The sequence below is a fragment of the Ruegeria sp. CDSC081 genome, from assembly GCF_059610485.1.
The window spans coordinates 31,190-46,052 of sequence record NZ_JBXWNS010000006.1 but is presented as its reverse complement, the minus strand read 5'-3'; the positions used below and the strand labels follow the sequence as shown (position 1 = coordinate 46,052).

The 14,863-nt window shown below is 56.8% G+C and carries 17 protein-coding genes; 8 read left to right on the top strand and 9 right to left on the bottom strand.

The annotated features are described in order from the left end of the window. Positions 1–3: 3 nt before the first annotated feature. Genes AC2FH9_RS12185 through AC2FH9_RS12175 form a run of 3 tightly spaced genes read left to right on the top strand, consistent with a single transcriptional unit; the run spans position 4 to position 1,422 of the window. The gene (locus tag AC2FH9_RS12185; RefSeq protein WP_281972822.1) at positions 4–618 is read left to right on the top strand and encodes an RNA polymerase sigma factor; all 615 of its coding nucleotides are present in this window, start codon (positions 4–6) and stop codon (positions 616–618) included. Then, positions 611–952: a hypothetical protein gene (locus AC2FH9_RS12180; RefSeq protein WP_496750157.1), complete on the top strand. Its 342-nt coding sequence runs from the start codon at positions 611–613 to the stop codon at positions 950–952. The genes AC2FH9_RS12185 and AC2FH9_RS12180 overlap by 8 nt, the downstream gene beginning before the upstream one ends. Next, complete coding sequence (locus AC2FH9_RS12175) at positions 949–1,422, top strand: periplasmic heavy metal sensor (protein WP_496694900.1); 474 nt, start codon at positions 949–951, stop codon at positions 1,420–1,422. The genes AC2FH9_RS12180 and AC2FH9_RS12175 overlap by 4 nt, the downstream gene beginning before the upstream one ends. Positions 1,423–1,427: 5 nt before the next feature. Here AC2FH9_RS12175 and AC2FH9_RS12170 read toward each other — a convergent pair whose 3' ends face one another. Further along, positions 1,428–2,828, bottom strand: coding sequence for a diguanylate cyclase (locus AC2FH9_RS12170; protein WP_496871704.1), 1,401 nt, complete (start codon positions 2,826–2,828; stop codon positions 1,428–1,430). Between the two features lie 87 nt (positions 2,829–2,915). On the opposite strand from AC2FH9_RS12170, the gene AC2FH9_RS12165 reads away from it, so the two are divergent. The 5 genes from AC2FH9_RS12165 (at position 2,916) to AC2FH9_RS12145 (ending at position 7,300) form a co-directional block, all read left to right on the top strand. After that, positions 2,916–3,200, top strand: coding sequence for a DUF3572 domain-containing protein (locus AC2FH9_RS12165; RefSeq protein WP_142634849.1), 285 nt, complete (start codon positions 2,916–2,918; stop codon positions 3,198–3,200). A gap of 25 nt (positions 3,201–3,225) precedes the next feature. Beyond that, positions 3,226–3,921: an HAD family hydrolase gene (locus AC2FH9_RS12160; RefSeq protein WP_271950155.1), complete on the top strand. Its 696-nt coding sequence runs from the start codon at positions 3,226–3,228 to the stop codon at positions 3,919–3,921. 118 nt (positions 3,922–4,039) lie between these two features. Continuing rightward, positions 4,040–5,599: a trimethylamine methyltransferase family protein gene (locus AC2FH9_RS12155; protein WP_496690834.1), complete on the top strand. Its 1,560-nt coding sequence runs from the start codon at positions 4,040–4,042 to the stop codon at positions 5,597–5,599. Positions 5,600–5,720: 121 nt separating this feature from the next. Beyond that, positions 5,721–6,308 carry a heme NO-binding domain-containing protein gene (locus AC2FH9_RS12150; protein ID WP_496750154.1) on the top strand — a complete coding sequence of 196 codons (588 nt, stop codon included), beginning with the start codon at positions 5,721–5,723 and terminating at the stop codon, positions 6,306–6,308. Further along, positions 6,305–7,300: a diguanylate cyclase domain-containing protein gene (locus AC2FH9_RS12145; protein WP_496750153.1), complete on the top strand. Its 996-nt coding sequence runs from the start codon at positions 6,305–6,307 to the stop codon at positions 7,298–7,300. The genes AC2FH9_RS12150 and AC2FH9_RS12145 overlap by 4 nt, the downstream gene beginning before the upstream one ends. A 45-nt stretch (positions 7,301–7,345) precedes the next feature. Here AC2FH9_RS12145 and AC2FH9_RS12140 read toward each other — a convergent pair whose 3' ends face one another. The 8 genes from AC2FH9_RS12140 to AC2FH9_RS12105 form a co-directional block, all read right to left on the bottom strand. Beyond that, on the bottom strand, positions 7,346–8,044 hold the full coding sequence (locus AC2FH9_RS12140) for a CbiX/SirB N-terminal domain-containing protein (protein ID WP_496871701.1): 699 nt from the start codon (positions 8,042–8,044) through the stop codon (positions 7,346–7,348). A 69-nt stretch (positions 8,045–8,113) separates the two neighbouring features. Then, complete coding sequence (locus AC2FH9_RS12135; RefSeq protein ID WP_142634838.1) at positions 8,114–9,046, bottom strand: AEC family transporter; 933 nt, start codon at positions 9,044–9,046, stop codon at positions 8,114–8,116. 62 nt (positions 9,047–9,108) lie between these two features. Then, complete coding sequence (locus AC2FH9_RS12130) at positions 9,109–9,906, bottom strand: MBL fold metallo-hydrolase (RefSeq protein ID WP_496871699.1); 798 nt, start codon at positions 9,904–9,906, stop codon at positions 9,109–9,111. After that, a complete protein-coding gene (locus tag AC2FH9_RS12125) occupies positions 9,903–10,709 on the bottom strand; it encodes a TatD family hydrolase (RefSeq protein ID WP_496871698.1) in 807 nt (268 codons plus the stop codon). The genes AC2FH9_RS12130 and AC2FH9_RS12125 overlap by 4 nt, the downstream gene beginning before the upstream one ends. Continuing rightward, complete coding sequence (locus AC2FH9_RS12120; protein ID WP_496871696.1) at positions 10,706–11,827, bottom strand: DNA polymerase III subunit delta'; 1,122 nt, start codon at positions 11,825–11,827, stop codon at positions 10,706–10,708. Before AC2FH9_RS12120 ends, AC2FH9_RS12125 begins: the two co-directional genes overlap by 4 nt. A gap of 10 nt (positions 11,828–11,837) precedes the next feature. Beyond that, a complete protein-coding gene (tmk, locus tag AC2FH9_RS12115; protein ID WP_496871695.1) occupies positions 11,838–12,461 on the bottom strand; it encodes a dTMP kinase in 624 nt (207 codons plus the stop codon). Then, positions 12,458–13,579, bottom strand: coding sequence for a D-alanyl-D-alanine carboxypeptidase family protein (locus AC2FH9_RS12110; RefSeq protein ID WP_281994856.1), 1,122 nt, complete (start codon positions 13,577–13,579; stop codon positions 12,458–12,460). The genes tmk and AC2FH9_RS12110 overlap by 4 nt, the downstream gene beginning before the upstream one ends. 64 nt (positions 13,580–13,643) lie before the next feature. Next, positions 13,644–14,828, bottom strand: coding sequence for an SPOR domain-containing protein (locus AC2FH9_RS12105; RefSeq protein WP_496871694.1), 1,185 nt, complete (start codon positions 14,826–14,828; stop codon positions 13,644–13,646). Positions 14,829–14,863: the final 35 nt, after the last annotated feature.

Here is a 14,863-nt window from a genome sequence, read left to right as displayed (position 1 = left end):
AGGATGCGGGACCTGAGTACCTCATCAACGAGGGCTCGCAGCCAAAGTCAGGCTGCGGGCGACCCCGGAGACGATGCATTGTTGCGGCGGTTCGCCGAGGGTGACGCTGATGCGGCACGCATTTTGACCGATCGGCTTGGGCCGCGCAGTTTTTCGGTGGCGCTCAGGCTGTTGAACGACCGGGCCGAAGCCGAAGATGTCACACAGGAAGCCATGATGCGCCTATGGAAGATGGCGCCGGATTGGGTTGCTGGACAGGCAAAGGTGTCGACTTGGCTTTACCGGGTCACTCTGAACCTGTGTGTCGATATTCGGCGGAAGAAATCGGCGGACAGTCTTTCTGATGTTGCCGAACCTGAAAGCGATGCGATCAGTGCAACCGAACACCTTCAGGATGCCGCTAGGTTGGACGCACTGCAGTTCGCGTTGGCGCAACTTCCGGATCGGCAACGTCAGGCTGTTGTCTTGCGCCACATCGAAGAGTTGCCCAATCCCGAAATCGCGGGAATCATGGATATTTCCGTCGAAGCTGTAGAGAGTCTGACAGCTCGGGGAAAGCGGGCACTGGCACAGCAGTTAGCCGCAAGAAGAGACGAGTTGGGATATGCCGATGGATGAAAATAGCGACCTGAATCACCTGTTTTTACGTGCCCGTCAAGAAGATGAGCCGTTACCCGATGCTCTCGCCCGTCGTATTCTGGTCGATGCGGAAACCGTTCGTTTGCAAAGGCTTCAGAAATCGCCCCAAGGGTTCTGGGCACAGGCATTGGATAGTTTCTTTGGCTGGCAGGGGATGGGAGGTTTGGCGGTCGCGGGCATTGCTGGCATCTGGATTGGATTGACTGCCCCGGCCTTTTTGCCCGATCCGGCGACGTTGCTTTATTCGCAATCCTCTGGCTTTGAGGTTGCGGATATGGATCTGAATACAATCTTCCTGGAGGAAGGCGAATGAGCGAACAGTCAAAACCTAAACGCCGGTGGATGCCTGTTCTGCTGATCGTGTCCCTTGCTATCAATCTGCTAGTCATCGGTGCGGTTGTTGGCACGGCGCTGCGCATCAGAAACAATGACCACGTCAAAGCCCCTCCGGGATTTGGATCGGCGCTTTATCGCGCGCTTCCCAAGCATGAACGCCAGGCGATGCGGGCCGAGCTTTCGGGCCTGCACCGCCAAGGTGTCGATCATCGGACGGCGGATTTTCAAGCCCTTGGCGACGCACTTCGTGCCGAACCCTTCGCGGTTGACGCTGTAGAGACTTTGTTGGGTCAGCAGGCGCAGGTGATGTCAGAGATGCAGTCTGCTTTGCAGGAACAGTGGCTGATCCGTGTGTCAGCCATGAGCCCGAAAGAACGCGTCGAATACGCTGATCGTCTGGAAGATGTGGTGCACCGAAAATCGAAAGCGGGCAGAAAGCGCGACTGACCGGATCAGGCTGCGTGATTCTGGACCATGACCTGATTGCGTCCCGCCTTTTTCGCAGCATACAGGGCCGTATCCGCAGATTTTATCATGTTGTCCAATGGTGCGGGTGGGATGCCCTGGCGAAACGTGTTGTCATCAGCTGTAATGAGGCCGATGCTGATTGTCACTGCGATTGGTTCGGCGGCCTCGGATAGGTCAAATGGACACTGGCAGATGTCGTCGCAGACGGTTCGTGCGATCTCCAATGCCCGCGGCCCCGTAGTTTCAGGCAGACCAATCAAGAATTCTTCGCCCCCGATCCGTGCCACAAAGCCGTCAGAACCAATGGAATTGCGCATGCGCTTGGCTGTTTCGATCAAGACCTGATCGCCTCCGGCATGGCCAAACTTGTCGTTGATTGATTTGAAATGGTCCAGATCGGCCACCATCACGGTAAACCCGAGCCCGGTCTGCGCAGACTGCCGGGCGATTTGCTTCAATGCTCGCATTGCATAGCGGCGGTTATGCAGGCCGGTCAGTGGATCCACCCAGGATTCCGCGATGCCACGCCGCAAAGAATCCCGCATCTGGTCAATTCGGCTTTTGCGGGCGAGCTGGTTATCAAGCCGCAACAGAGTTTCACGGGGGCAGAACCCCGCCATACAGATGGCATCCGCGCCACGATCCAGCGCTTCGGCAGCCAGAGACGCGTCATCCTTTCTCAAGATGCCGATCAGCACCGTGTGCCGTGTTGCCCCGCGCGATTTCAAATCCGCCAGAATACTCAGGCCTGAAGATTCGCCATCAATTTCGACAATAATCGCGTCCGGGATGGGGCCGGAAAGCAGGCGGTGAAGGTTCGATATCGTGTGAATTGACAGACTGTGATGCGTATGTTCGGACAGCGCCTTCTGCCAAAGTGCCCCGGTTTTAGCGGATTGCGTCAGTAGGGCGGCGCGCGCAGCTTTGGGTGGCGTGGCAAAGGCGCTTGTCGCTTCGGCAAATCCCAAACATGGCGATCCGCTATTGTCTTGCAATTCCTGCGTATCGGCGCGTGCCCGTAACAAGCTGCGAACCCGAGCTAGCAACAACGTGTCCTTGAACGGGTGCGCCAATACATCGTCCAACCCATCTGACAATGCCCTCAACCTTGCGGATTTGTCGTTTTGCGGCGCGATAGCGACAATGGGAATATCCGCCAGATCCGGGTCGGCCATTACCACTTTCTTGACATCTGCCGCCGTTCCATCCGGCAATGACTGCGCGGTTAAGATCAAATCGGGGCGCACACGTTTCAACAGCCCATCAAGACCCCGCAGATTTTCCCCCTGTGCGACGTGATACCAGGCCGCAGTAAGCTGTACCTTCAGCATAATTCGATTGGTTGAGGTCCCGTCCAGGACAAGGATCGTTCCTTGCACCGACATATCAGTCACCGTTGATTGCATGCGTTGCTAAAGTGTTTATGACTCTGGTTAACAAACCCTTTCCAATATCAGATCAGGGGCTTCTTTATGCCAATTTCCGCTCAATCCGCCGAAACGCTGGCGCTGAATGCCCTTGCCTGGCTTGTCGGCAATGATGACCTGCTGCCTGTATTTCTGGGTTCGACGGGGGCTTCGGTGCAGGACATAAAAGACAGGGCAGCAGAGCCGGAGTTTCTGGGTTCAGTTCTGGATTTTCTAATGCTTGACGATTCGTGGGTAGTCGAGTTTTGTGACGTCAATTCTGTGCCGTATGATCAGCCGGGCCAGGCCCGCGCCTTGTTGTCTGGTGGCGCGGAAGTTCATTGGACCTGAAAGCCTACCGGGCAGGAGTTTCACAATGCCAATCCAAGCCATCCTGTTCGACAAAGACGGTACCCTGTTTGATTTCGCGGAAACCTGGGGTACGTTCGGGCGCAATTTTTTACTGCGAGTGACGAACGGAGATCATGCCCGGGCGGCCGAGCTTGGGCAGGTGATCGGCTTTGACCTCGAACAGGTTGCCTATTCTGAGGACAGTGTTGTCATTGCGGGCACCGTCGAAGAAATTGCCGAGGTTCTAGAGCCGCACCTCCCGGAAATGCCGCGCGAAGAGTTGGTGGATCTGTTGAATGCCGAATCGGCCTCATCTCCGCAAGCCCAGGCCGTTCCGCTTATCCCGTTCCTTGAGGGGCTGCGTGAGGCAGGGCTGAAACTGGGTGTTGCGACCAATGACGGAGAAATGCCCGCATCCGAGCATCTTTCGTCTGCAGGAATCCGCGAACATTTCGATTTTGTCGCCGGTTATGACAGTGGGCACGGATTCAAGCCAGGCCCGGGTCAACTCTTCGCCTTTGCTCAGCATGTGGGGGTAAACCCAGAAAACATAGCAATGGTGGGCGACAGCCTGCATGATCTGCAGGCCGGACGGGCAGCAGGTATGAAGACGATCGGGGTTCTGACGGGTCTGGCGCGTGCAGAAACGCTCGAAGCGATGGCGGATGTCGTCTTGCCAAACATCGGACATATACCTGCATGGTTGTACGAAAATGCGTGATCGGGCTGTGAATTCGGCGGTTCAGACGTCGAAACCGACATAGCCTGTCGCAGACAGAGCGGCCAACAGTACGCGTTCGGGGCTTGCTTCTAGAAAGCCAAGTTCCGAGGAGTGTCCAATGGCCGACAAGAAAGCACGCAGAGGTCGCAGCGGAGGACGGGCCGGTGCCGCCGAGAGACGGGGCGCAGCGGTTATTGATCAGATGCCGTGGAGCCCTCCGATCAACACCGACAAACCAACCGAACCGTTGGACGAGATTGGCGTTGCGGCGATCCATGAGGGCGCAATGCGGATTCTCGAAGAGATCGGGATCGAGTTCTACAACGAAGAGGCAATCGGAATCCTGCGTGAGGCCGGATGTACGATCAACGGCGACAACGTTCGAATGGGCCGGGACTTTGTCATGGAAATGGTGCGTAAAGCCCCATCCACCTTTACCATCACACCGCGTAATCCCGACCGCGCAATCGAGATCGGGGGCAAAAACCTGCTGTTCGGAAATGTGTCGTCCCCGCCGAACTACTGGGATATGGAGATTGGCACCAAGGTACCGGGAAATCGCGAGATGTGCCGGAACCTGTTGAAGCTGACGCAGTATTTCAACTGTATCCATTTTGCCGGCGGATACCCGGTCGAGCCAGTGGATATACATGCCAGCGTCCGGCATCTGGATGTTCTCTACGACAAGCTGACTCTGACCGATAAGGCGATGCATGCCTATTCGCTGGGCAAGGAACGCGTCGAAGACGTCATGGAAATGGTGCGGATTGCAGGGGGTCTGAGCCATGAAGAATTCGAAGCCAAGCCGAGGATGTATACCAACATCAACTCGACCTCGCCGTTGAAGCACGATCAGCCCATGATCGACGGTTGCCTGAGGTTGGCGCGGCGCGGGCAGGCGATTGTTGTGACGCCGTTCACCTTGGCCGGGGCGATGGCCCCCGTCACAATGGCCGGTGCAGTAGCGCAATCCCTGGCTGAGGCTCTGTGCGCGATTGCATTGTTCCAATATGTGCGACCAGGAATTCCTTGTGTCATCGGTACGTTCACCTCGAATGTGGATATGAAATCTGGTGCTCCGGCTTTTGGAACGCCGGAATACATGCGGGCGACACAGATGACCGGCCAGATGGCCCGATTTTATGACCTGCCCCTGCGGTCTTCGGGTGTCTGCGCGGCAAACGTTCCGGATGGCCAATCTGTATGGGAAACCTCGAACTCATTATGGGCGGCGGTGCAATCGGGCACCAACATGGTCTATCACGCTGCAGGTTGGCTTGAGGGTGGCCTGATCGCAAGCCCTGAAAAGTTCATTATGGATTGCGAGATATTGCAGCAAATTCAGCGGTATATGCAGCCGGAATTGACGGCAACCGGCCCTGATGAGATTGCTCTGGATGCGATCCGGTCAGTCGGCAATGACGGGCATTTCTTTGGCATTCAGCACACTCAGGACCGCTATACCACCGCGTTTTATCAGCCGTTTCTGAGTGACTGGAAGAACTATGAGGGTTGGGAAGTCGCAGGAGGCGTCTGGACCGCTGAGCGCGCGCATCACATGTTCAAGGAAATCATCACCAGCTTTGAAGCTCCGGCAATGGATGAGGGCATCCGGGAAGAGCTTGCTGACTTTGTCGCACGACGCAAAACCGAAGGCGGAGCGCCGACAGATTTCTAGCGTAATCTCAGTCACTTCCACTTCGATACTTGCGTGAATTCTATGTGGTGACGCCCGAGTGTTGGGTGTTTGTTAACAAATTTCAGAGCACACTGCGTGAGAAACCAATTTGAGGTCTCTCATGCATGGTCTGATCAACCGGGCGATTCAATCCTTTGTTGCGGTGACCTACGGGCAGCCGTGCTGGATGCGCGTGATGGATTCAGCCGAACTGGGCTTTGCCGAGTTCGAGGCCATGCTTGTTTACGACGATGATATTACCGAGCAGGTATTGGATGAGGTATGCACGGTCCTGAAACGTTCACGCAGTGACGTTCTTGAAGACTTGGGAACGTACCTTGTGTCTCATCCCAACATGGAAGACCTGCGCCGTCTGTTGCGATTTGGCGGTGTCAGCTATCTGGAATTTCTCCATTCGCTTGATGATCTGTCTGACCGGGTCAGATTGGCCGTATCGGATCTAAATCTTCCGGCACTTGAATTGCACGAGCTTTCACCGACGGAATACAGACTGTCCTGCCATCCAGGCCTGCCTGGCTTTTCAAGCGTCATGGTTGGTGTATTGCGCGCGATGGCTGATGATTACGGGGCTCTGGCCATGCTATCGCATGAGGGCCAGCAGGATGAGATCGAGTTTATCTCAATCGTTCTGGTAGAAAGCGCTTTTTCAGAAGGTCGGCATTTTGATTTAGGGGCGCGAAAAGCATGATGAACGCGAATAATCTGGCAGAGCTTTTGCAAACCCTGTGCCCGATGTTTTTGCTGGTGAACGAGGATGGGAAAGTGACTCGCGTCGGATCAACCTTGCAAAAGCTGCGCCCTGAAAAGCCGATGGAAGGTCAAAGCTTTCTGGATATCTTTGAGCTGCTTCGCCCTAGGGCGGTTACCACGGTTTCAGGCTTGATGTCCCAGGCCGGCACCAAGTTACAGCTCAGGTTCCATGACGCCCCGCGCACAGCATTGAAGGGCCTTATCGCTCCGCTGCCCGAGGGGAAGGGGGCGGTGATCAACCTGTCCTTTGGGATTTCGATCTTGGATGCTGTCCGGGATTATGCCCTGACCAGCGCTGATTTCTCGGGCACCGATCTGGCAATCGAGCTGTTGTACCTGGTCGAGGCGAAATCGGCAGCGATGGAGGCGTCCAGATCTCTGAACCTGCGCCTTCAAGGGGCGATGCTTGCCGCCGAGGAAAAGGCATTTACAGATACACTGACGGGGCTGAAAAATCGCCGGGCGATGGATGTTCTATTGGATCACATGATCTCGTCCAAATCTCCATTCGCGCTGATGCATTTGGATCTTGATTTTTTCAAATCGGTCAATGACCAATTCGGGCATGCCGCGGGCGACTATGTGTTGCAACAAGCGGCGCGGATCATGGGTGAGGAAACCCGCGGAGACGATACAGTGGCGCGTGTCGGCGGGGACGAATTTGTAATTATATACAAAGGATTGACGGACGAGGGTGTTCTCTCTGCAATCGCCAGCAGGCTGATCGAACGTCTGCGGGAACCGATGATGTTCGACAACGTGTCGTGCCAGGTTTCAGCCAGTATAGGCACGGCGCTTTCGACCCAGTTTCCATCGCTTAAACCGGCTGAGATTTTGCATGCGGCAGACCTTGCCCTGTATGCGGCCAAGCGAAATGGCCGGTCTCGCCACTGTCTATATTCGCAGCTTGTGGATCACTCACACAGATAGGTTTCCCCCTAAAGGAACCGGCAAAGTGTATGTGGTCAGACGACTCTACTTCGATGAAGAAAAAGCTTTGAGAACGGACGCTATGTGTTGCTGCACCAGTGGCAGTTCACCCACAACCGGTAAAACCTGTCCCTTGAACTTGGCCTTGCTTAATTCTTGCGGCACATCCTCAAGAACATGGCCACCCGTGCAGGCAAAAAATGGCAAACACAGGGTTTGGGCGCCGGTTCCTGCGGCGGCCACAGAAATCGAAGGGGCCTCTTCGACAAACCCAAGGCGCAGGGATCCAAGTGGTATCAGCTGCAACAAAGCGTCGCCGAATGCCGTTGCAACGGCGGAAGGGTTTCTGCTGCGGCCCGATCCATGCGCAGCGATCACAAGGTCCGTTTCTTGTGACCGCCAGCCTTTGTCTTGCAGCGTTCCCTCAAGAGTTTGCGCGACCAACTGGGGCAATTCCGGGTCCGCGCCCAAAGGATCCAGAATAGGGTTTCGGCGGTCACCAATACGCTTCGGCAGCACATCTGTGACAAACCACCCTTTGGCCATGAACAGGGGATAGATGACGGCGTTGCAGGGAATCTTGTCCAGTGCGCTGTCAAGCGCCTCAGGGGCTGCCAGCGTTGCAGAATGAACCGAAACACCGGCACACAGGGCATTTACATCGGCCGCATAAGCCGCCAAGGCCGCTTCGGCTGGTTCTGGGTCAGAAGGTTGGCCATGGGTAACGATAAGGGCGTGTGTCATAAATCTGTCCTGTCCGCTTTAGCGATAGGTGCGCCGCGTCGTGTAAAAGTCAATCCGCCAGCCGTACCGTCAGCCCAATAGGGTCAGCCAAAACCAGACGCTCAGGATAGATACTGCCGTCCCCAACAGAACAGAGGATGCAGCAACCCGTTTGGCGCGGCCATAGATGTTTGCAAAGATATAGGCGTTGAAACCAGGGGCCATGGCGGCTGTCATCACTCCGGACCGGAATAGATCCTGTGGCAGTCCAAGGGTGGATCCGAAAAGCCAGAAAAGGCTCGGGTGCAGCAGCAGAGAAACGCCGCAGACAAAGGCGATCGCCCTTAGGTCACCTTCGGGTCTGTATTTAACCAGAACGCCCCCAAGCGCGAATAGTGCGCCGGGAAGGGCCGCGCGGGTCACCAGGCCAAGGGCATCATCCACAACGGCTGGCACGCCGAGCCCGGACAGATTTACGATGAAACCCAGTGAGATCCCGACAATCAGAGCGTTGCGAAACATCGCGGTCAGGACCGAGCGAACCATTCGCGATCCTCCGTGACCCCGGTTCCGGATCACCTCCATTACCGTGATGCCTAGGCCGTAACAAAACGGCGAGTGAAAGGCGATGACGGCATAATTGCCCGTAAGGCTTTCAGGGCCATAAGCCCGTTCAGTAATCGGCAATCCCAGCAGGACGGAATTGGAGAACAGGCAGCAAAAACCGATTGCGACGCAATCTTCCCATTCGCGGTTGAAGATCAGTCGCGCGCCGAACAGGCCGGCACAAAAGCAAAGCGCAGCAGCAGAGTAAAAGCTGATCAACAGCTTGGGATCAAAACTGACACTGAGGTCGAGATGTGAAATCGCAAGAAACAGAAGGCAGGGGATTGCAAAACCCTGAGTGAACTTCATCAGGCCATCAATGTGGTTTTCCTTGAAGTATCCAAGAAGAGTGGAGACGTAACCGGCTCCAATAACAAGAAAAACTGGAAGGATGACTTCAATGAGATTTTGCAGCATGTCAGCGTTCCGCAACAGTTATTCGCGCGGGAAGGGATATCTGCATGATCTCGGCCAGGGCTCTACAGAGCCTGATGTATCACCATGCCGTCATAAGCAGGGGTGATGTTATCTGCGGTTTCTGCGTCGACCGTGGCATAGTCAAGATCGATATGCATGTTGGTCAGAACCGCGGTTTTTGGTTGCAACAGGTCGATCCAGCCAAGGGTCTTTTCCAGATGCGCATGGGTCGGGTGCGGGGACCGGCGCAGCGCGTCGATCACCAGACAGTCCAGACCCTCTAATGTGGTCCAGGCATCGTCATATATCTCTGCCACGTCCGGCAGGTAGGCCAGATTGCCCATTTTGAATCCAAGCGCGTCGATTGAACCGTGGTTCACCTTAAAGGGGTGAAATGGGATAGGGCCTCCGGGGCCAGTGATCTCGAACGGGCCGTCGATTGTCTTGAGGTTGAGGATCGGCGGGTAGGGTGAGTTTTCGGGTTGGATGAAGGCATAGCCAAATCGGCCCAAAAGATCATTCTGGGTGTCGCCATCAGCCCAGACCGGCACCCGTTCGCGCATGTTGAAGACAATCATGCGCAAGTCGTCAATGCCGTGGACGTGGTCGGCATGGGAATGGGTATAGACCACCCCGTCCAACCGCCCGGTGCCGGTGTCCAGTAGCTGGCTGCGCATGTCCGGCGTTGTGTCGATCAGAACCGTGGTGGTGCCTTCGGGCCCGTCACGCTCGACCAGCATCGAGCAGCGGCGGCGGGTGTTCCTGGGGTTTTCGGGGTCGCAGTCGCCCCAGTGACCGCCAAGACGTGGCACTCCACCTGACGAACCGCAGCCCAAAATGGTGCAGCGCAGCGTGGTCATGCCGCCGCCTTGTAAGAGGCGACCTTGGTGAAAAGTCTTTCGAAATTGGCCTGCGTCTGCGCCGCGAAATCGGCATAGCCCATGCCAAAGACCTCCGCGCCTTTGCGGGCGGTGTGGGCGGTATAGGCCGGTTCATTCCGTTTGCCGCGAAACGGGGGCGGCGCCAGATAGGGCGCGTCGGTTTCAACCAGGATGCGGTCTACTGGCGCATTTGCGAAAATATCGCGCAATTCCTGGCTTTTGGGAAAAGCGGCGATGCCCGACATGGACAGGTAAAACCCAAGATCCAGGGCGGACTGTGCCAGCTCGGCCGAAGACGAAAAACAATGCATCACACAGGAATAGGGGGCATTGCCGTGTTCTTCGGCCAGAATGCGGGCCATGTCTTCGTCCGCCGCGCGCGCATGAATGATCAAAGGCAGTCCGGTACGCTGGGCGGCCTCGATATGAACGCGCAGGGATTGCTGCTGAACCTGCGCACTGTCGGCGGTATAGTGATAATCCAGCCCGGTTTCACCGATACCAACAAATTTGGGGTGCTGTGACAGTGCCACCAGCTCGTCCACAGTTGCCATCGGTTCATCGGCTGCACTCATCGGATGCGTGCCTGCCGCGTAGAATACCGGCGCGTGAGCCTCAGCTATGGCGCGCACAGTGGGTTCGTTCCTCAACCTGGTGCAGATCGTCACCATCCGGGTCACACCGGATTCGGCCGCATTTGCGACGATCAGGTCCAACTGTCCTTCAAAATCGGGGAAGTCCAGATGGCAATGGCTGTCGGTGATTTGGGGGGTGTCGCTCATCTGTTCTGACCGGCGGTTTCCTGTATCTTGAACACCGTATCTAGGACCAGAGCGGCAGGGTCAAGGTTCACCGCCTGCCCGTGGCGGGCGCGGGCGGTGATCTGGGCTGCGGTTTCCGCCCAAAGGCGTGCCTGCTCCGGCGATCTGGACAAACGGGACAGGATATCACCTTCGTTTGGCGCGGCCTCTGGCGATGGCGGAGCACCAGTCGCACCGGTCACAGCAAGACGTGACAAGGCAATGTCGATCAGCGTCAACAGCAATTCAAACCGCTCAGCTGCTCCGCGCTGTGCGGCAGCCTCGGCCAGAGCCAGAGCGCGTTGTCTGTCCAGCCGGGGCAGGGTGCCCAGGATCGCAATGAGCTCGGCATATATTTCGAGCCCGCTCAGGTTTATCAGGCGGACGGCGTCCCCAACGGACCCGCTGGCCAGAGCGGCCAGATGGTCGGGGTTTCCAGTCAGCTCAACCCCGGTCTGGGTCAGTGCGGCGTTCATATCTTCCGCGTTCAACGGCGAAAGGCGCAAGGTACGGCACCGGGATCGGATCGTGGGCAAAAGGCGGGACGGTTGGTGCGAAATCAACAGCAGCGTCGTCCGCGCGGGCGGTTCTTCGAGCATTTTCAGCAATGCGTTGGCGGCGCTGACATTCATTTCATCCGCAGAATCTACGATGACGACACGGCGGCCCCCATCGGCCGAGGACAGGCCGAAGAACTTCCCAAGTTTGCGAATGTCGTCCACAACGATTTCATTTCGCAACCTGCCCTGATCGTTCACGGATCGTTTGATGGCGGCCAGGCCAGGCTCGGCACCAGCCAGAATACGATGAACAACCGGGTGATCTGGTGGAACCTCAAGCGTTTCAGGGGGAGGTGGCGCGCCAAACAGCCCGTCCTCTTCGACAGCCGGGGTCGCCAGCAGAAACCTCGCGATCCGCCAGGCCAGCGTCGCCTTGCCCACACCTCGGGGGCCGGTCAGCAGCCAGCCATGGTGCAGGCGATCAGAAGCATAAGCGCTAAGAAAGGCCTGCTCAGCCTCTGCCTGCCCAAACAGATGTGGCGTTTCGCGCGGATGAAGGGCACCGGGTGCCTGGTCCGGGATTGGGATGTCGTTGTTCATCAATCGTCCGTCACAAGGCTTGCATGACGATATCTGTCACATCGCGGGCAACACTGTCCATGTCCCTGTTGCCATCGACCAGGCGAAACCGGTCGGAAAATTCATCCGCCAGTTCCAGAAAACCGGCCCGCATCTTCTGTTGCAGGTGAATGCCGAAATCCTCGAACCGTTCTTCGGTGCCCTGCCGGCCCTTGGCCCGAGAGAGGCCGGTTTCAGGATCCATGTCGATCAACACGGTCAGATCCGGTTCACGTTTGATCATCAGCTTATGCAACTGATCGACCAAACCACGCAGGTCGCCGCGTGATAGGCCCTGATACATGCGGGTGCTATCGGCGAAACGGTCGCAGATGACGATCTTGCCCGCAGCCAAAGCGGGTTCAATGGTGCGTTCCAGATGGTCGCGGCGCGCAGCGGTGAACAACAGGATTTCCGTTTCGGCCGACCAGCGGTCGGGATCGCCCTCAAGAACCAGCCTGCGGATTTCCTCGGCCCCGGCTGAGCCGCCAGGTTCGCGCGTCAGTACGACATCATGCCCGAGAGCGCGCAAATGCTCGGCCAGCAGGCGCGCTTGCGAGGATTTGCCCGATCCGTCAATGCCTTCGAAGGTCAGAAACAACCCGCCCGCCGTCACATCGCGCCCAACGGGTTACCGATGACATCTTTCGCAACAATGCCGCCAACTGTCATAATCCGCACGAAGAAACCACCCTTTTCGACGCTTTCCGCTGCAACCAGGGGTCTGCGTATCTCGGGCAGGCCATCGGGTTTGATGACAAGCTCAGCGATTTCCTGTCCTTTGGCGATGGGGGCCTCAAGCGGACCGTCATAGACGATTTCGGCCTCAACATTCTTATCCCCGAGAACAGGCAGCAGCAGTGTCAAATCCTCTTGCGGGACAAGATCAACCGTTTTCGAAGTGCCCATCCAGATATCGGCTTGTCCTATCGGTTTTTCTGCTTCGGCAAGCTGCCTCTCGACAAAATTGCGAAACGACCAGTTAACGACGGCCTCAGCCTCCTCTGCGCGGCGAGCGACGCTGTCGAGCCCCGACAAAACGAAAATGACCCTGCGATCCCCCTGCTGTGCCGATCCTACAAGGCCATAGCCCGCTTCTTGCGTGTGGCCAGTCTTTAGCCCATCCGCACCAATCCCAAGTTTCAGTAAGGGATTCCGGTTACGCGAATTTGACGGCACCCGGTTGTCGAATTCGAACTCTTCCTCGGCGAACAGAGGGTAATATTCGGGAAAGTCGCTGATCAGATGGTCGGCCAGAATGGCGAGGTCATGCACAGACATCATGTGGCCTGCGGCTGGCCATCCGTTCGAATTCGCAAAGTTCGAATTATTCATGCCCAGCTGTTGCGCGCGTTGGGTCATGAACCGGGCAAACCCAGCTTCGGTTCCGTCCGGGCTGAGGGCTTCGGCGATAACAACACATGCGTCATTTCCTGACAGGACTATGATCCCGCGCAGCAGGTCTTCGACCCGTACACGGTCCTGCGTGTTCAGGAACATGCTTGAGCCCTTATAGCTGGTCGCATGTTCGGAAACCGGAAGTTCCTCATTCAGTTCCAGGCGACCGTCCCGCAGCGCTTCGAATGCTACAAACAGGGTCATGAGCTTGGACATGGACGCGGGCGGCAACGGCTGGTCTGCGTCTTTGGACAAAAGAACGGTTCCTGTCGTTTGGTCCATGACATAGGCAGCACGGGCTTGCGTATCGAAAGCTTGTGCGGGCAGGGCAAACATAGCCAAACCGAGGGTCAGTACAGATGATCGAAATGAGGACAGCACGAGGGGGACCTCCTTTTGCTTAATTCTTCACGGTATAGGCGTCAGAAAAGCCCAGATCTTTGACGTCGCTTTGCATTGCGTTTCGTTCCGCCCGCGTCAAAGCAGGACCAACGATCACCCTCCAAACAGTTTTGCCATTGGCTTCGAGTTTTTGAACTTTCGCAGGCAACCCGTTTCGCCGAATTTTCTCGGCAGCACCTTCGGCATTTTCTTCAACTGTGAAGGTGCCCACCTGAATAAACGGTTTTGAAAGCGATGAAACGGTGGTTGCCTCAGTGCTGGCTGCGGTTGCTGCCGGGGTAGGGGCGGCCTCTTCGATGGCCGCTGCAGCGCCCTCAATCGGGTCCAGAGGTGTTTCGGTGATTTCGTCGGCAGGCTTCTTTTGCCACCATTTCCGCTTCGGTGCAGCCTCGGTTGGCGGCGTGACAGTGGGATCGGTCAGATTTGCGGTTGGTGCTGGCTCAGGCGCCGCCTCGATAATCTCTGTTGCCGCCTCATCGGTCTTTTCTGCGGTTTCAGCCACGGCTGCAGCTGTCGCAGCACCAGCTGCGGCAACTGGAGCCTTCTTTTGCCACCATTTACGCTTGGCTGGTTTATCAACGTCTTCGGACACATCTGCCGTGGCCTGGCTATCGGTTTTCTTGTCCTGAGGTTCAACCGCCTCAGCCGTTGGGGTCTCTTCGGGTTCAGCGACCTCTTCGGGCTCAGGAGCTTTTTCTTCTACTTTCTCGGCAGGCTTGCGCCGCAGGGCAACAACTTCAACCCGAGTCGGTGCGCCTGCGAGGATACCCAGTTTTGCGGCGGCAGCCGAAGACAGTTGCAGCGCAGGGCCCGGCAGGTTGCGTTCACGGCGGAAAAGTGCGCCGGTTACGGATTTGTTGTTCTTTGTATTCGTTATCCGAACACGTTCAGGCTGTGTAACGTCCGGGTGCGCGACCCAGATTCCGCCCAACGAGGGGCGCCCATCCCACAAACCGGCTTCGGTGACCTTGAAGACATCAGGAGCTTCAACATCATCACGCGCGTTCCCTGTCGTTTTGGGAAACAGCTCTAATTTGCCGTCGTCCTGCACGCTTTCGTCCGCCTGCTCGGTGGATTTTCCACCCGATGTCAGGGCCTCGTCGCACCCTGACAGAGCAGCAACTGTTATTACCAGAACCGCCAGTGCCCGCGGTTTTGCGCGTGTCGTGGTCGCTCGATCCATATTTGCAATCCCTTGCCTGTAAGGGGCCTCTTTCA

What these genes read in the sequence shown, in the direction of transcription:
- AC2FH9_RS12185 (WP_281972822.1), top strand. Translation starts at nt 4, where the DNA reads ATGCGGGACCTGAGTACCTCATCAACGAGGGCTCGCAGCCAAAGTCAG.
- AC2FH9_RS12180 (WP_496750157.1), top strand. Translation starts at nt 611, where the DNA reads ATGGATGAAAATAGCGACCTGAATCACCTGTTTTTACGTGCCCGTCAA.
- AC2FH9_RS12175 (WP_496694900.1), top strand. Translation starts at nt 949, where the DNA reads ATGAGCGAACAGTCAAAACCTAAACGCCGGTGGATGCCTGTTCTGCTG.
- AC2FH9_RS12170 (WP_496871704.1), bottom strand. Translation starts at nt 2,828, where the DNA reads ATGTCGGTGCAAGGAACGATCCTTGTCCTGGACGGGACCTCAACCAAT.
- AC2FH9_RS12165 (WP_142634849.1), top strand. Translation starts at nt 2,916, where the DNA reads ATGCCAATTTCCGCTCAATCCGCCGAAACGCTGGCGCTGAATGCCCTT.
- AC2FH9_RS12160 (WP_271950155.1), top strand. Translation starts at nt 3,226, where the DNA reads ATGCCAATCCAAGCCATCCTGTTCGACAAAGACGGTACCCTGTTTGAT.
- AC2FH9_RS12155 (WP_496690834.1), top strand. Translation starts at nt 4,040, where the DNA reads ATGGCCGACAAGAAAGCACGCAGAGGTCGCAGCGGAGGACGGGCCGGT.
- AC2FH9_RS12150 (WP_496750154.1), top strand. Translation starts at nt 5,721, where the DNA reads ATGCATGGTCTGATCAACCGGGCGATTCAATCCTTTGTTGCGGTGACC.
- AC2FH9_RS12145 (WP_496750153.1), top strand. Translation starts at nt 6,305, where the DNA reads ATGATGAACGCGAATAATCTGGCAGAGCTTTTGCAAACCCTGTGCCCG.
- AC2FH9_RS12140 (WP_496871701.1), bottom strand. Translation starts at nt 8,044, where the DNA reads ATGACACACGCCCTTATCGTTACCCATGGCCAACCTTCTGACCCAGAA.
- AC2FH9_RS12135 (WP_142634838.1), bottom strand. Translation starts at nt 9,046, where the DNA reads ATGCTGCAAAATCTCATTGAAGTCATCCTTCCAGTTTTTCTTGTTATT.
- AC2FH9_RS12130 (WP_496871699.1), bottom strand. Translation starts at nt 9,906, where the DNA reads ATGACCACGCTGCGCTGCACCATTTTGGGCTGCGGTTCGTCAGGTGGA.
- AC2FH9_RS12125 (WP_496871698.1), bottom strand. Translation starts at nt 10,709, where the DNA reads ATGAGCGACACCCCCCAAATCACCGACAGCCATTGCCATCTGGACTTC.
- AC2FH9_RS12120 (WP_496871696.1), bottom strand. Translation starts at nt 11,827, where the DNA reads ATGAACAACGACATCCCAATCCCGGACCAGGCACCCGGTGCCCTTCAT.
- AC2FH9_RS12110 (WP_281994856.1), bottom strand. Translation starts at nt 13,579, where the DNA reads ATGTTTGCCCTGCCCGCACAAGCTTTCGATACGCAAGCCCGTGCTGCC.
- AC2FH9_RS12105 (WP_496871694.1), bottom strand. Translation starts at nt 14,828, where the DNA reads ATGGATCGAGCGACCACGACACGCGCAAAACCGCGGGCACTGGCGGTT.